Below are 15,042 nucleotides of genomic sequence, written 5' to 3' on the forward strand. Positions count from 1 at the left end.
CCGGACTCCGCGATGAACGCCGCCGGTTCCGCCCCGTCCGGCGCCGCGACCGCGTCCTTCCCCCTCGGTGCCGCGACCACGCTCGCCGAACTCACCCGGGACCCCCACACACGCCTGGCGCGACTCCGCGCGGACGAACCCGTGTCCTGGTTGCCCGAGCTGGACGGCTGGCTGGTGACCCGCCGGGACCTCGCGATGAGCGTGATGCGGGACGCCGGGACCTTCACGGTCGACGACCCCCGGTTCTCCACCGCGCAGGTCGTCGGGCCGAGCATGCTGTCCCTGGACGGTGACCCGCACGCCCGCCACCGCGAACCCTTCACCGCGCCCTTCCGCCCCCGGGCCGTCCACGACGGCTTCGCCTCGTTCATCGAGGAGGAGAGCGACCGGCTCATCACCGCACTGGTACCGGCCGGCACCGCCGACCTGCGCCGCGCCTTCGCCGGTCCGCTCGCGGTCGCCGTCGTGACCGAGGCGCTCGGGCTGGTCGGCACGAGTACCGCCACGGTCCTGTCCTGGTACGACTCCATCGTGGCGGCGGTCTCGGACATCACCGCGGGACAGGAGGCGGGTTCCGCCGGCACCGCGGCCTACGCCCAGCTGCGGGCCGCCGTGGAGGCCACCGTCGCCGACCGGAACGCGGCCTCGCTCCTCGTCTCCGCCGCCGGCCGGCTGACCCCCTCCGAAGTGGCGTCCAACGCCGCGGTCCTGATGTTCGGCGGCATCGAGACCACCGAGGGCATGATCACCAACGCGCTGCTGCATCTGCTGAGCCACCCCGACCAGCTCGCCCTCGTCCGCGCCGACCCCGACCTGCTCGACGGCGCGATCGAGGAGTCGCTGCGCCTCGAACCGGGGGCCGCGGTCGTGGACCGCTACGCCACCCGCGACACCGTCCTCGGCCCGGTCACCGTCCGCCGGGGCGACCTGGTCACGGTCTCCCTGGCCGGCGCCAACCGCGACCCCGACGTCTTCCCCGACCCCGACAGGTTCGACGTCCGCCGCGAGAACGCCCGTCTCCAGCTGGCCTTCGCCCACGGCCCGCACTACTGCCTCGCCGCGCATCTCGCGCGCCTGGAGACCCGTATCGCGCTGCGGCACCTGCTCGAACGCCTTCCCGCCCTGCGTCTCGACCCGGCCCGTGCCGCCACCCCGTACGGACTGGTCTTCCGCAAGCCGCTCAGCCTGCACGTCCTGTGGGACCGCCCGGCCTGACCGGCCGCCCCGCCTGACCGGCCGTCGCCCTGACCGGCCGTCGCCTCGATCGACCGCCGTCCCCGCTGGTCAGCGGAGTGCGATCGTCCGCCCACGTCGTACCGCCGACCCTCCCGCGGTGCATTGCGGCCCGGCCGGAACCGTCCGATGGTGGACGCACGTGCCGGGCTGTGAGGAGGACGGGCGATGACAACTGACAGTGGCGCACCGGACGTCGAGCGGCGGCGACTGGCCGAGGCCGACGAGGGGGTGGCGCCCTGGCGGCGCTGGGGGCCGTATCTGAGCGAGCGGCAGTGGGGGACGGTCCGTGAGGACTACAGCCCCGACGGGGAGGCCTGGGCGTACTTCACCCACGACCAGGCGCGCTCGCGCGCCTACCGCTGGGGCGAGGACGGGATCGCCGGTGTCAGCGACGACAAGCAGCGGCTGTGCTTCGCCCTGGCCCTGTGGAACGGCCGCGACCCGATCCTCAAGGAGCGGATGTTCGGCCTGACCAACAGCGAGGGCAATCACGGCGAGGACGTCAAGGAGTACTACTTCTACCTCGACAGCACCCCCACCCACTCGTACATGAAGTTCCTCTACAAGTACCCGCAGGGGGAGTTCCCCTACGGTGACCTCGTCGCCACCAACCGGGCCCGGGGCCGCAAGGACTTCGAGTACGAGCTGCTGGACACGGGTGTCTTCGACGCGGACCGCTACTTCGACGTGTTCGTCGAGTACGCGAAGGCGGGCCCGGAGGATCTGCTGGTCGAGATCACCGCGCACAACCGCGGCCCGGAGGAGGCCACCCTCCATCTGCTGCCGACCCTCTGGTTCCGGCACACCTGGTCCTGGGCCGGTGGCACCGCCGTGCCGAGTCTGCGGCGGATGCCCGGCGGAATCCTCGCCGAGCACGAGGAATTGGGCACGCGGCGGCTGTACTGCGAGAGCGACGTCCCGTCACTGTTCACCGAGAACGAGACGAACGACGAGCGCATCTTCGGCAGTCCGAACCCCTCCCCGTACGTGAAGGACGGCATCGGCCGTCATGTCGTCCACGGCGACACCGCGGCCGTCAACCCCGCCGGGACCGGCACCAAGGCGGCCTTGCACAGTGTGCTCACCGTGCCCGGCGGCGGAAGCGCGCGGATCCGGCTGCGGCTGACGGACGCCGTCGAACTCGCGGAACCCTGGGGGGAGTTCGACCAGGTGATGCGGGCCCGCAGGGCCGAGGCCGACACCTTCTACGACGGAGTCACCCCGGACGGGACGAACGAGGACGAGCGGCGGCTGGTCCGGCAGGCACTCGCCGGGATGCTGTGGAGCAAGCAGTACTACCACCTCGACGTGGAGCGCTGGCTGGCCGAACACGGCGTCGACCCGCTCGCCGCCGACCCCCGCCTGCGCAACAGCACCTGGTACCACATGGTCAACGACGAGATCATGTCGATGCCGGACACCTGGGAGTACCCGTGGTACGCGGCCTGGGACCTCGCCTTCCACACCCTGGCCCTCGCGATGGTCGACATCGAGTTCGCCAAGGGCCAGCTGGACCTGCTCCTGCGGCGCCTCTATCTGCATCCCAACGGCCAGATCCCCGCGTACGAATGGAACTTCGGCGACGTCAACCCGCCGGTGCACGCCTGGGCGACCCTCTTCGTCTACGAGCTGGAGAAGCAGCGCACCGGACACGGCGACCGCGCCTTCCTGGAGAACGCCTTCCTCAAGCTGATGAAGAACTTCACCTGGTGGCTCAACCGCAAGGACGCCGACGGCAACAACGTCTTCCAGGGCGGCTTCCTCGGCCTCGACAACATCGGTGTCTTCGACCGCAGCGCGCCCCTGCCGACCGGCGGCCGGCGACCAGGCCGACGGGACCGCCTGGATGGCGCTGTACTGCCAGAACCTCCTGGAGATCGCCATCGAGCTGGCCGTCGAGAACCCGGTGTACGTGGAGCAGGCGCAGACCCTGTTCGAGCACTTCGCGTGGATCGCGGTCGCCACGAACCGCGTCGGCAAGGACAACGAGAGCCTGTGGGACGAGGAGGACGGCTTCTTCTACGACGTCCTGAGGCTGCCCGACGGCCGGGCGATCCGGCTCAGGGTGCGCTCCCTCGTCGGGCTGATCCCGCTCGCCGCCACCAGCGTGGTCGGCGGCTGGGCCGATCAGCGCTTCCCCGAACTGGTTCCGGGAGCCCGGGAGTTCATCGACCGGCACCCGGCCGTGCAGGCCGTCGTGTCCGCGCAGCAGGCCGAGGGGTCCGGTGTGCGCGGACGGCATCTGTTCGCCCTGTTCGGCCCCGACCGGTTGCGGCGCGTCCTGGCCCGCATGCTCGACGAGGACGAGTTCCTCGGCCCGTACGGCATCCGCTCGCTCTCCCGCCGCCACGCCGCCCACCCGTACAGCTTCCAGGTGCAGGGGCAGACGTACGGTGTCGGCTATCTGCCCGCCGAGTCCGACTCGGGCATGTTCGGCGGCAACTCCAACTGGCGCGGCCCGGTGTGGTTCCCGGTCAACGTCCTGCTGATCCGGGCCCTGTTGAACCTGCACGCCTATCACGGTGAGGAGTTCACCGTGGAGTGCCCGACCGGCTCGGGACACCGGATGAACCTCTACGAGGTCGCCCGCGAGCTCTCCGGCCGGCTCACCGCGACGTTCCTGCGCGGCCCCGACGGGCACCGACCGGTGCACGGAGCCCAGGCCAAGTTCGCCAAGGACCCGCACTGGCAGGACCTGCTGCTCTTCTACGAGTACTTCCACGGCGACAACGGGGCGGGCCTCGGCGCGTCCCACCAGACCGGCTGGACGGGGCTGGCCGCGGTCACCGCGACCCTGTTCCACCAGGTCGGCCCGCAGGACTGGGGCGCCCTGCGGGACGAACACCTGACCTGAGGCCACGGGAGCCGGTCCTCACCGGCCCGGGGCCCCCGCGCGCAGCCCGTCCATGACGAAGTCCAGGAGGCGGGCCGCGCGCGCCTGCCAGTCCCCGTGGGGGTCGAGCTGCCAGAGGCCGGCGATGGCGAGGATGAAGTCGTCCGAGGTCACGCCCGGGCGGATGGTGCCCGCCTCCTCGTTGGCGCGCAGCAGCCGGTCCGCCGCGGACGCCACCGGAGTGGGTTCCGGCTTCGCCGGGCTGCCCGGGGCGCTGGTGGCCTGCCGGATCGCGTCCGCCAGACCCGCCTTGGTCATGGCGAACCGGGCGAGGTGGTCCATCCACTCGCGCAGGGCCCGCTCCGGCTCGTGGGTGTCGAGCAGTTCGCACGCCGCGTCGGCGACCTGCTGCATCTCGTGGCGGTAGATCTCCAGGACGAGAGCCTCGCGGTTGGGGAAGTTGCGGTAGAACGTGCCCTGCCCGACGCCCGCCTTCTTGGCGATGACGCTGAGCGGCGCGTCCGCGCAGAGCGTCAGCTCGGCCACGGCCACTTCCAGGATGCGCTCGCGGTTCCGCTGCGCGTCCGAGCGCAGAGGTGCGTCCTTCTTGTGCCGCACGCGTCCTCCTCGCGGGTTCGTGGCCGAATCCCGTCCTTGCTAAGCGGACAAGTGTCCACTACGTTTTCTCGTGAGCGGACAACTGTCCGGTTAGGTACACCTTACCGGTGCGTCGTCCGGCCTGGACAGGTGGCGGTGGTCGGCCGCGGCCCTGTCTGCTTGCATCCTGCACGCTTCCGGCCCGCCACCGCTACACGCGGCGGTGCCCCCACCCGACACATCCGCCGGCCCCATCTCCGACGCGTCTGCGCGTCCCTTACGTCTATAGCGTTTTTCCGTTCTCTCTGCCTGCCGGACCGTCCTCGTGGGGTGGCCCGGGAATGTGAAAGAAGGCTGATCATGGCCACAGCGCCCCCGTCGACGTACAGCGCCGTCACTTTGAACATCAACGGCGAGAAGCACACCCTGACCGTCGACCACCGCACCACCCTGCTCGACGCCCTGCGTGAGCGCCTCGATATGACCGGCACCAAAAAGGGCTGTGACCAGGGGCAATGCGGGGCGTGTACCGTCCTGCTCGACAAACGGCGGGCCGTCGCCTGTCTGCAACTGGCGGTGGCGGCCGAGGGCCGGGAGATCACCACCATCGAGGGCGTCGCCGAGGGCGACCAGCTGCACGCCGTCCAGCAGGCGTTCCTCGACCTCGACGGATACCAGTGCGGGTACTGCACACCCGGCCAGATCTGTTCGGCCGTCGCGGTCATCGAGGAGCACGCCGCCGGCTGGCCGAGCGCCGTCACCGACGACGTACGCCCCGAGGCGGGACCGCCGCCGTTGACCCCCGACGAGATCCGCGAACGGATGAGCGGCAACCTGTGCCGCTGCGGCGCCTACGTGTCGATCGTGCAGGCGGTCGCCCGCGCGGCCGAGGCAGACGCCGCCGCGCGAGCCGACCGGGCCGAGCAGGGCACCGAGCACGAAGGGGCAGCGGCATGAAGGAGTTCGGATATCAGCGCGCCCTCGACGTCTCCGGCGCCCTCGCACTGCTCGACGCCGACCCGGACGCCCGGTTCCTCGGCGGTGGCACCAACCTCGTCGACCTGATGAAGACCGGCGTGGAGCGGCCCGGCCGCCTCGTCGACGTACGCGAGCTGCCGCTGGACCGCATCGAGCCGACCGAGGACGGCGGGCTGCGCATCGGCGCGACCGTCACCAACAGCGACCTCGCCGCGCACCCCGACGTGCGCCGCCGCTACCCGGCCCTGACGCAGGCGGTACTCGCCGGCGCCTCCGGACAGCTGCGCAACATGGCGACCGTCGGCGGGAACCTGCTGCAGCGCACCCGCTGCGGCTACTTCGCCGACGTGACCAAGCCCTGCAACAAGCGCGACCCCGGCAGCGGCTGCCCCGCCATCGAGGGCGAGCACCACAACCACGCCATCCTCGGCGCCTCCGACCACTGCGTGGCCACCCACCCCTCCGACCTGGGGGTCGCGCTGACGGCCTTCGGCGCCGTCGTCACGTACGAGACGGCCGACGGGCCGGGGGAGCTGCCCCTCACCGACTTCTACCTGCCGGTGGGCGACACCCCGCACCTGGAGACCGCCCTGCCGCCGGGGGCACTGATCACCGGCGTCGTCCTGCCGCCCGCCCCGGTGGCCGCCAACTCCCGCTACCGCAAGGTGCGCGAGCGGGCCTCGTACGCCTTCGCGATCGGCTCGATCGCCGCCGCGCTCGACGTACGGGACGGCGTCGTGCACGAGGTGCGCCTCGCCTTCGGGGCCGTCGCGTCCCGACCCTGGCGCGCCCACGCGGCCGAAGCCGCCCTGACCGGTGGCCCGGCCGACGCCGAGGCCTTCGCCGCGGCCGCCGACGCCGAACTGGCGGCCGCCCGGCCGCTGCCGCACAACGGATACAAGGTGACACTCATGCGCAACCTCGTCGTCGCCGTGCTGAGCGAACTCGCCGAGGAGGCCGCCCGATGACCACCACCACGACCGGACTCAGGGCGGTCCCCGCCGTCGGCACCGCGCACACCCGCGTGGAGGGCCGCGACAAGGTCACCGGAGCGGCCCGCTACGCGGCCGAGATCCCCTTCACCGAACTGGCCCACGGCTGGCTGGTGCTGTCCACGGTCACCCGTGGCCGCATCAGCTCGGTGGAGGACGCTCCGGTCCTGGCCATGCCGGGCGTCCTCGCGGTCCTGCACCACGGGAACGCCCCGCGCGTCGACACCGACTACGTCGGCATGCTCGGCATGCCGCCGGACCCGACCATCGCCGTCTTCCAGCACGACCGGGTGCCGCACGCGGGCTGGCCGGTGGCGCTGGTCGTCGCCGAGACGTCCGAGCAGGCCAGGGAGGCCGCCGAGGCGCTGGTGGTGCACTACGAGGAGGAGGCGCACGACGTCACCTTCGCGAAAGAACACCCCGACGCGTACTCGATCCCCGGCCCCGGCGGACCGGCCGTGACGGAGAAGGGCGACCTCGAAGCCGAACTGGCCGCGTCCCCCGTCACCGTGGACGCGGTGTACACCACGCCCGAAGAGCACCACAACTCGATGGAGCCGCACGCGGCGACCGCCCTGTGGGACGGCGGCCGTCTCGAGGTCGTGGACTCCAACCAGGGCACGATCTGGGTCGCGGCCGAACTCGCGAGTCTCTTCTCGCTCGACCCGGCCTCGGTGCACGTGCGCTCCGAGCACGTCGGCGGCGGCTTCGGCAGCAAGGGCGTCCGCGCCCACCAGGTGGCCGCGGTGATGGCGGCGACCGTCCTGTCCCGCCCCGTCCGGGTCGTCATGACCCGCCGCCAGATGTTCTCGCTGGCCGGCTACCGCAGCCCCACGACCCAGCGGGTGCGGCTCGGCGCCGACGCCGAGGGACGGCTGCGCGCGCTGGAGCACAGCTGCCTGAGCCTCACCTCCACCGTGCACGAGTTCATCGAGTCGGGCGCCGGTGTGGCCCGCGTGATGTACGACGCCCCCGCCCACCACACCGCCAACCGGGTCGTACGGCTCGATGTGCCGAGCCCGACGTTCATGCGCGCCCCCGGTGAGGCGCCCGGCTCGTTCGCGCTGGAGTCCGCCCTCGACGAACTCGCCGAGAAGCTCGGCATCGACCCGATCGAGCTGCGTACGCGCAACGAGCCCGCGGTGGGTCCGGTCTCCGGGCTGCCGTTCAGCACCCGCAACCTGCCCGCCTGCTTCGAGGAGGGCGCCCGCCGGTTCGGCTGGGCCGACCGTGACCCGCGGCCGGGCCTGCGCCGGGAAGGGCGCTGGCTGATCGGCACGGGCACGGCGGCGGCCTCCTTCTTCGTGGGAGCGATGCCGTCCACGGCCGCCGCGACCGCGGAGGCCGACGGCACCTTCACCGTGCGGATCAACGCGGCGGACATCGGAACCGGGGCCCGGACGGCGCTCACCCTGATCGCCGCCGACGCCCTTGAGGTGCCGACCGACCGCGTGCGGGTACGGATCGGCGACAGCGACTTCGGTCCGGCGATGATCGCCGGCGGATCGATGGGCACCCGGTCGTGGGCCTGGGCGGTCACGGCCGCCGCCGGGGAACTGCGGGAGCGGCTCGCCCTGAGCGACACCATCCCGCCGGAGGGCATCACCGTACGGTCGGACACCACCGCCGCCGTCGGGGCCCTCGCCCAGAAGGAACGACACTCCTTCGGGGCGCAGTTCGCCGAGGTCGCCGTGGACGTCAGCACCGGAGAGGTGCGTGTGCGCCGGATGCTCGGCGTGTTCGCCGCGGGGCGCATCATCAACCCGCTCACGGCCCGCGGCCAGTTCACCGGCGGCATGATCTGGGGCATCTCCATGGCCCTGCACGAGGAGGCGGTCAGGGACCGGAACACCGGCGCCCTCTACGGCGCCGACCTCGCGGGCTACCACGTCGCCAGCAACGCCGACGTGCCGCTCGTCGAGGCGGACTGGGTGGACGACACGGACCCGGACGACCCGGTCGGGATCAAGGGCATCGGCGAGATCGGCATCGTGGGCGCCGCGGCGGCGATCGCCAACGCCGTCTGGCACGCGACCGGCGTACGCCACCGCGACCTGCCCATCCGGCCGGACCGCGTCATCACGGCGGGCCCGCATGTTTGACATCGCCGACGAGCTGACCCGCTGGGTCGAGGAGGGCCGTGAGTTCGCCGTCGCCACCGTCGTGGCCGTCGGCGGCAGCGCACCGCGCGGTCCGGGCGCGGCCCTCGCCGTCGACAGCGGGGGCACGGTCATCGGCTCGGTCTCCGGCGGCTGCGTGGAAGGAGCGGTGTACGACCTGTGCGTGCAGGCGCTCCAGGACGGCGAGAGTGTCCTCGAACGGTTCGGCTACAGCGACGAGGACGCCTTCGCGGTCGGTCTGACCTGCGGCGGGGTGCTCGACATCATGATCACCCCGGTCGCCGCACAGGCACCGGTCCGCGAGGTGTTCCGCTCGGCGCTCTCGGCCGTCACCTCGGGCGAACCCAGGGCGCTCGCCCGGGTCGTCCGGGGCCCGGCCGAACTCCTCGGCAAGGCCCTGCTGGTGCACCCCGACGGCTCGTACGAGGGGTCCTACGGCAACGGCTCCGCGGAGCTGGACCGGACGGCGGCGGCCGAGGCGCGGGCGATGCTGGACGGCGGACGCACCGGCACCCTCGACCTCTCGGAGGACGGCAGCAACTGCCCCGGCGGGCTCACCCTGCTCGTCGAGTCGAACGTGCCGCCGCCGCGCATGATCGTGTTCGGGGCGATCGACTTCGCCGCGGCGCTCGTGCGGGCGGGCAAGTTCCTCGGCTACCACGTGACGGTGTGCGACGCCCGTCCCGTGTTCGCCACCCGGGCCCGCTTCCCCGAGGCCGACGACCTGGTCGTCGACTGGCCGCACCGCTATCTGCGGGGCACCGCCACCGACGGGCGCACGGTGCTGTGCGTGCTCACCCACGACGCCAAGTTCGACATCCCCCTGCTGGAGCAGGCACTGCGGATGCCGGTCGCGTTCGTCGGGGCCATGGGCTCGCGCCGCACCCACGCGGACCGCGACCGGCGGCTGCGCGAAGTCGGCCTGACCGAGGAGGAATTGGCGCGGCTGCGGTCGCCGATCGGCCTCGACCTCGGGGCCCGTACGCCCGAGGAGACCGCGCTGTCCATCGCGGCGGAGATCGTCGCCGCCCGGCGCGGCGGAACGGGCGTCCCCCTCACGGGGTCGGGAACCCCGATCCACCGCGACGGGGTGAGGCGGGACGCGACGGAGGCCGCGGAGGCGGCCTGAAGGCCGGGAGCCCGGGCCCGGCCGTCGATCACGACGGCCGGGCCCGGTTCCGGTTCAGGGCACGTCAGACACGGTCGGCCACGATGAGCAGGTACTGGAAACTGCCGTTCCGGTAAGCGTTCAGGAACGTTTCTTCGATGCCGGTGACCAGATGGTCCGCCTGCTGCCGCAGCTCCCAGTAGGGGATCGTGTCGGCGGTGAGGTCCTGCACCTGGACCGGTACGAGCCGGTTGCGGGCCATCGCGCGGAAGTACTCCGAACGCGGATGGATGTCGCAGATGTAGTGCGCGTTGATGAGCGACACCTCACGGGAGGCCCGACCGTAGGCGTCGTTGTAGCAGCCGGTGATCGTCACATAGCGGCCGCCGCGGCGCAGCAGCCGGGCGTGCTCGGCGAAGAGCAGGTCCAACTCCACGTACATCGTGGACTCGTTGTTCCAGGAAGCCGCGTACGCGCCGCTCTCCAGACCCGTGTCGAGCATGTTCCGGTGGTGGTAGCGCACCTTGTCGTCGATGCCCCGCTTACGGGCCTGCTCGTTGGCGAAGTCGGCCTGCTTGCGGGAGAGCGTCACCCCGTCGGCGTGGCAGCCGTACCGCAGATGCGCCACCACGCTGCCGCCGCCGCGCCCGCAGCCGGCGTCGAAGACCCGGTCGGCGGGGGAGAGGTCGCCGAGCCGGGAGGCGAGCAGATCGGCCTGCGCCTGCTCCAGCCGGTGCAGTTCGGCGGTGATCCGGTCGGGGTCCGCGCCGCGGCCCTCGTCGAGCACGGACCGGTCGACGGCTCCGATGCCGTAGTGGTGGTGGTACAGGTCGTCGATCTTCCCCAGTTCGAGGTTGACCGGGTTCTCCTCCGCGTTCCAGTAGTCCGCGACGCGGGTCTGGTACGTGGACTGGCTCGGTACCGACGCCGCGGTGGTCTCTTCGTTGGTGATGGTCAAGTGGGCACTCCTCGTTGTTCGGTGGCGGTAGGCCGGGACGGCGGGTGTCACCAGTAGTTGGGCAGGTGGTAGCGGTGGGAGTTGGTGGCGTGCCATTCGTGGTTTCCTGACACCCACGCGGCCAGGCCCTCGGCGTAGCGCGCGACGAGGGGTGAGGTGGCGGACAGGGCCGCGGACTCCTCCTCGAACGCTTCCATGATCCTGTTGTGGATCTCGACGGACCGCAGATAGGCGGCCTTCAGCCCGCACCGCTCGTTGGCGGCGACGACCTGGGGCAGGTTCAGATGGGTGGGGTCGGAGGCCAGCTCCTTGGTGAAGGAGTACAGGTCGTTGACGATCGTCGTGGCGTTGCAGGCGAGCGCGGTGATCCGCTGGATCTCGGACCGGGCGTACAGCGCCGCGGGCAGTTCGTAGCCGTCGACGGCGTCGACGATCGACAGACAGGGCCTGAAGTTGTTGAACTGCCGCATCACCAGGTACTCCCAGGTCTGCGGCACGTACCGGATCTCGGACCAGGCGGCCTCCGCGAGATAGCCCATGTGCAGCCGGGCCAGGTCGTGCACGATCCGGTCGCTCTGGCTGGGGGTGGCCAGTTCGCGGTAGTCCCGCAGGGCGTGGTGGTACGAGCGCAGCGGCCCGTCGGCCTCCATGCCGCGGCGCCACTCCTCCTCCAGTTCGGGTGTGCCGTGGTACGGATCGAGCGCGGACTGGGCGATGACCAGCCGTCCGCCGAGGCCGCGGGCCGCGCCGCCCCTGCCCTCGACCTCCTCGCAGTAGCAGTCGTCGACGACGTTCTCCGCGAGCAGCAGCTTCCCGGCCGCCATGAGGTGGTCGAGGCTGATGGCGCCGGGGTGCTGGAGCACGACGGCACGGCCGCACTGGAACCCCGCGAAGTCCCCCGTCCAGCTCTGCGGGAACAGGTCGAGCGCGCGGGCCCAGTCCTCCAGTCTGCGGTCGATCTCCGCGGCCTTCTCCGGGTCCGCGGGCACGGCGGGCCGGTACCGCAGCCCCGGCACGGCGCCACCGCGGCGACCGGTGGTGGCGCGGGCGAGGTTCGGCGGCCCCGGCAGTCGCGGGCCCGGGTGGGACACGGGCGGGGCGCTCACTCGGCGGTCCTCCCGACCTGCACGTTCTCCAGGATGCCCGCCGCGTCGGGAACGAGGATCGCCATCGAGTAGTAGGCGGTGACCAGATAGTTCATGATCGCGTTGGTGTCGACGTTCATGAACCTGACGTTGAGCCCCGGCTGGTACTCCTCGGGAATACCGGTCTGGTAGAGGCCGACGACACCCTGGTCGGCCTCTCCGGTGCGCAGGGCGATGACACTGCTGGTGTGCTGCGGGCTGATCGGGATCTTGCCGCAGGGCAGGAACGGCACACCGCGCCACGCCGGCACCTCGTGACCGTCGAGGGTGGTCGTGCCGGGCACGAGACCGCGCCGGTTGCACTGCCGGAAGAAGGCCGCGATCGCCTTCGGGTGCGCCAGGAACACCCGGGTCTTACGGCGCATCGACAGCAGTTCGTCGAGGTCGTCGGGGGTCGGCGGGCCGGAGAACGTGCTGACGCGCTGGGCGTGGTCGACGTTGTGCAGCAGCCCGAACTCGCGGTTGTTGACCAGCTCCCACTCCTGGCGCTCGCGGATCTCCTCGATGGTCAGGCGCAGTTGCTCCTCGGTCTGGTTCATCGGGCTGTTGTAGAGGTCCGCGACGCGGGTGTGGACGCGCAGGACGGTCTGGGTGAGCGACAGCTCGTACTCGCGCGGGGCGAGGTCGTAGTCGACGAAGCCGCCGGAGAGGGTCGGCTCACCCACGTGTCCCGCCTGCAGGGGGACGTCGGCCTCGCCCTTGCGGTTCATGGGCTTGCTCTGCCGCTCGGCGAACGCGGCCAGCTGAGCGGCGAGGGACGGGGTGCGCTCCACGAACTGTTCGAGGCTGTCCCAGTTGAGCGTCAGCACCACGCCCGCGGTGTCGGCCCGTACCGAGTGGTGCCAGCGCGGGTCCTCCTGGCCGATGGCCTCGTCGCCCAGCTGGTCGCCGTCCGTGACGACCCCGGTGACCTCCTCCTCGCCGTACTTGCCGGGGGCGTAGCGGGTGAAGCGGCCGTGGACGACGAGATACGCGTCCGTGACGGGCTGCCCGGCGCCGAAGAGGACCTGGCCGGCGCGCACCTCCCGTACGCGGAACCGCGCGGCGATCTCCCGCAGGGCCGCCGTGTCGGTGTAGCCGCGCAGGGCGGGCAGTTCGGTGAGTGTCTCGGGGACGACCTTGATGTCGTCGGCGCCGTTGTGGTCGAACTGCACCCGGCCCCGGCCGACGCGGAGCTGCAGCCGCCGGTTGACCCGGTAGGTGCCGCCCTTGACGTCCACCCACGGCAGCATCTTGAGCAGCCACCGCGAGGTGATGGCCTGCATCTGCGGGGCGGACTTGGTGGTGGTCGTGAGCTGGCGCGCGGCCCGGGTGCCGAGACTGGTGAACGGTGTTCCGGCGTCGGGCGGGCCGACGGCGCTGTCGGGGGGACTTTCCGGGGCAGTCACATGTCCTCCGAATACGGGATCCGAATGCGTGCGCGGGATACGTGAGTGGCGGGGCGGCGGCCGGCACCTCCTGGGGTGGGCTGGACAGTGCGTGCCGCCTGTAAAGCCAAACAGCCGCGGGTGGCGGCGGGGAACCGCGTGAAAGGGGCGTGTTCACGCCCCGGGAGTGGTGATCCGCCGCGCGGGGCGGCGGGACGGCGACGGTGTGCTCCCCGCGCCGGTCCGGACGCCGTATGCGTCCGCTTCACCTGTTCGGGGCGGCGCCGGCCGGTTTGAGGCGCCGCTGCTCGCACCCGGGTCTTGCCCGGCCGCCGGAAAGACGCCACACTGATACCGAACGAATGGTCGGTAGGGAAGCTGGTATCGATGACCACGACACACTCCGCCGGGACGCCCCTCCCGGAGCAGTCGTTGCAGGAGCACTTCGACGCGACGATCGCGCGGGACCAGCGCGTCGAGCCCCGCGACTGGATGCCCGACGGCTACCGGAAGACGCTCGTCCGGCAGATCGCGCAGCACGCGCACTCGGAGATCATCGGCATGCAGCCCGAGGGCGAGTGGATCACCCGCGCCCCGTCACTGCGCCGCAAGGCCATCCTGTTCGCCAAGGTGCAGGACGAGGCGGGCCACGGGCTGTACCTGTACTCGGCCGCCGAGACACTGGGCGCCGACCGCGCGGACCTGACCGAGCGGCTCATCGAAGGGCGCCAGAAGTACTCGTCGATCTTCAACTACCCGACCCCGACCTTCGCCGACGTCGGCGTGATCGGCTGGTTCGTCGACGGCGCGGCGATCTGCAACCAGGTCCCGCTGTGCAGGAGCTCGTACGGGCCCTACGCGCGCGCGATGGTGCGGATCTGCAAGGAGGAGTCCTTCCACCAGCGGCAGGGCTACGAACTGCTGCTGACCATGATGCGCGGCACCGAGGCCCAGCGGGACATGGTCCAGGACGCCGTGAACCGCTGGTGGTGGCCCTCGCTCATGATGTTCGGCCCGCCCGACGGCGACTCGCCCAACTCCGCGGCCTCGATGGCCTGGAAGATCAAGCGGCACACGAACGACGAACTGCGCCAGCGGTTCGTCGACATGACCGTCCCGCAGGCCGACAAGCTCGGCGTGACACTGCCCGACCCGGAGCTGCGCTGGAACGCGGAGCGCGGCCGGCACGACTTCGGCACCCCCGACTGGTCCGAGCTCAAGCGGGTCATCGGCGGCGACGGACCGTGCAACGCGGAGCGGGTGGAGCGGCGCAGGTCCGCCCACGAGGACGGCGCCTGGGTACGGGAGGCGGCCACGGCCCACGCCGCCAAGCGGGCCCGGCGCGCGCGTGCGCAGGAAGGGGCGACGGCATGAGCGACTCCACCCCCGGTGCGACCCCGGACACCACGCAGGACGTGGCAGCCAAGGGTGACTGGCCGCTGTACGAGGTCTTCGTGCGCGGCAAGCGCGGACTCAACCACGTCCACGTGGGCTCCCTGCACGCCGCCGACGACACGATGGCCCTCACCCACGCGCGCGACCTCTACACCCGCCGCAACGAGGGCGTCTCGATCTGGGTGGTGCGCTCCGAGCACATCGCCGCCTCCACCCGAGACGAGAAGGACCCTTTCTTCGCGCCGAGCGCCGACAAGGTCTACCGCCACCCGACGTTCTACGACATCCCCGACGACGTCCCGCACATCTGAGG

The 15,042-nt window shown here is 71.6% G+C and carries 12 protein-coding genes and 1 pseudogene; 9 read left to right on the top strand and 4 right to left on the bottom strand.

What is annotated here, in order from left to right; translation table 11 throughout:
- The first annotated feature begins 12 nt into the window (after positions 1–12).
- From IE278_RS18875 to IE278_RS43195, 3 genes and pseudogenes are all read left to right on the top strand, one after another.
- Complete coding sequence (locus IE278_RS18875) at positions 13–1,215, top strand: cytochrome P450 (protein WP_189773781.1); 1,203 nt, start codon at positions 13–15, stop codon at positions 1,213–1,215.
- A gap of 1,500 nt (positions 1,216–2,715) precedes the next feature.
- Positions 2,716–2,922: pseudogene (locus IE278_RS43190) on the top strand (hypothetical protein); the annotation flags it as partial.
- Positions 2,923–3,526: 604 nt separating this feature from the next.
- Positions 3,527–4,090 (top strand): MGH1-like glycoside hydrolase domain-containing protein, encoded by a 564-nt coding sequence (locus IE278_RS43195; protein ID WP_373312028.1) that lies wholly within the window; start codon positions 3,527–3,529, stop codon positions 4,088–4,090.
- An 18-nt stretch (positions 4,091–4,108) separates the two neighbouring features.
- On the opposite strand, the gene IE278_RS18885 is transcribed toward IE278_RS43195, so the two are convergent.
- Positions 4,109–4,687, bottom strand: a complete 579-nt coding sequence (locus IE278_RS18885) for a TetR/AcrR family transcriptional regulator (RefSeq protein ID WP_189773783.1) — start codon at positions 4,685–4,687, stop codon at positions 4,109–4,111.
- 339 nt (positions 4,688–5,026) lie between these two features.
- Here IE278_RS18885 and IE278_RS18890 point away from each other — a divergent pair, with 339 nt between their 5' ends.
- Genes IE278_RS18890 through IE278_RS18905 form a run of 4 tightly spaced genes read left to right on the top strand, consistent with a single transcriptional unit; the run spans position 5,027 to position 9,885 of the window.
- On the top strand, positions 5,027–5,623 hold the full coding sequence (locus IE278_RS18890) for a 2Fe-2S iron-sulfur cluster-binding protein (protein ID WP_189773785.1): 597 nt from the start codon (positions 5,027–5,029) through the stop codon (positions 5,621–5,623).
- Positions 5,620–6,612, top strand: a complete 993-nt coding sequence (locus tag IE278_RS18895) for an FAD binding domain-containing protein (protein ID WP_189773787.1) — start codon at positions 5,620–5,622, stop codon at positions 6,610–6,612. Before IE278_RS18890 ends, IE278_RS18895 begins: the two co-directional genes overlap by 4 nt.
- Positions 6,609–8,738 carry a xanthine dehydrogenase family protein molybdopterin-binding subunit gene (locus IE278_RS18900; protein WP_189773789.1) on the top strand — a complete coding sequence of 710 codons (2,130 nt, stop codon included), beginning with the start codon at positions 6,609–6,611 and terminating at the stop codon, positions 8,736–8,738. Before IE278_RS18895 ends, IE278_RS18900 begins: the two co-directional genes overlap by 4 nt.
- Positions 8,731–9,885 carry an XdhC family protein gene (locus IE278_RS18905; protein ID WP_189773791.1) on the top strand — a complete coding sequence of 385 codons (1,155 nt, stop codon included), beginning with the start codon at positions 8,731–8,733 and terminating at the stop codon, positions 9,883–9,885. The genes IE278_RS18900 and IE278_RS18905 overlap by 8 nt, the downstream gene beginning before the upstream one ends.
- Positions 9,886–9,949: 64 nt before the next feature.
- Here the strand turns inward: IE278_RS18905 and IE278_RS18910 are convergent, their stop codons facing one another.
- Genes IE278_RS18910 through IE278_RS18920 form a run of 3 tightly spaced genes read right to left on the bottom strand, consistent with a single transcriptional unit; the run spans position 9,950 to position 13,355 of the window.
- Positions 9,950–10,822, bottom strand: a complete 873-nt coding sequence (locus IE278_RS18910) for a geranyl diphosphate 2-C-methyltransferase (RefSeq protein WP_246570392.1) — start codon at positions 10,820–10,822, stop codon at positions 9,950–9,952.
- 47 nt (positions 10,823–10,869) lie between these two features.
- Positions 10,870–11,928: a family 2 encapsulin nanocompartment cargo protein terpene cyclase gene (locus IE278_RS18915; RefSeq protein ID WP_189773803.1), complete on the bottom strand. Its 1,059-nt coding sequence runs from the start codon at positions 11,926–11,928 to the stop codon at positions 10,870–10,872.
- The gene (locus tag IE278_RS18920; protein ID WP_246570393.1) at positions 11,925–13,355 is read right to left on the bottom strand and encodes a family 2B encapsulin nanocompartment shell protein; all 1,431 of its coding nucleotides are present in this window, start codon (positions 13,353–13,355) and stop codon (positions 11,925–11,927) included. The genes IE278_RS18915 and IE278_RS18920 overlap by 4 nt, the downstream gene beginning before the upstream one ends.
- A 366-nt stretch (positions 13,356–13,721) precedes the next feature.
- Here IE278_RS18920 and paaA point away from each other — a divergent pair, with 366 nt between their 5' ends.
- Together paaA and paaB are read left to right on the top strand one after the other, a co-directional pair.
- Positions 13,722–14,708, top strand: coding sequence for a 1,2-phenylacetyl-CoA epoxidase subunit PaaA (gene paaA / locus IE278_RS18925; RefSeq protein ID WP_189773806.1), 987 nt, complete (start codon positions 13,722–13,724; stop codon positions 14,706–14,708).
- Complete coding sequence (gene paaB, locus IE278_RS18930; RefSeq protein ID WP_189773808.1) at positions 14,705–15,040, top strand: 1,2-phenylacetyl-CoA epoxidase subunit PaaB; 336 nt, start codon at positions 14,705–14,707, stop codon at positions 15,038–15,040. The genes paaA and paaB overlap by 4 nt, the downstream gene beginning before the upstream one ends.
- Positions 15,041–15,042 lie beyond the last annotated feature (2 nt).

This window comes from Streptomyces tauricus, assembly GCF_014650955.1.
GTDB classification, from domain to species: Bacteria; Actinomycetota; Actinomycetes; order Streptomycetales; family Streptomycetaceae; genus Streptomyces; species Streptomyces tauricus.

What these genes read in the sequence shown, in the direction of transcription:
- IE278_RS18875 (WP_189773781.1), top strand. Translation starts at nt 13, where the DNA reads ATGAACGCCGCCGGTTCCGCCCCGTCCGGCGCCGCGACCGCGTCCTTC.
- IE278_RS43195 (WP_373312028.1), top strand. Translation starts at nt 3,527, where the DNA reads ATGCTCGACGAGGACGAGTTCCTCGGCCCGTACGGCATCCGCTCGCTC.
- IE278_RS18890 (WP_189773785.1), top strand. Translation starts at nt 5,027, where the DNA reads ATGGCCACAGCGCCCCCGTCGACGTACAGCGCCGTCACTTTGAACATC.
- IE278_RS18895 (WP_189773787.1), top strand. Translation starts at nt 5,620, where the DNA reads ATGAAGGAGTTCGGATATCAGCGCGCCCTCGACGTCTCCGGCGCCCTC.
- IE278_RS18900 (WP_189773789.1), top strand. Translation starts at nt 6,609, where the DNA reads ATGACCACCACCACGACCGGACTCAGGGCGGTCCCCGCCGTCGGCACC.
- IE278_RS18905 (WP_189773791.1), top strand. Translation starts at nt 8,731, where the DNA reads ATGTTTGACATCGCCGACGAGCTGACCCGCTGGGTCGAGGAGGGCCGT.
- paaA (WP_189773806.1), top strand. Translation starts at nt 13,722, where the DNA reads ATGACCACGACACACTCCGCCGGGACGCCCCTCCCGGAGCAGTCGTTG.
- paaB (WP_189773808.1), top strand. Translation starts at nt 14,705, where the DNA reads ATGAGCGACTCCACCCCCGGTGCGACCCCGGACACCACGCAGGACGTG.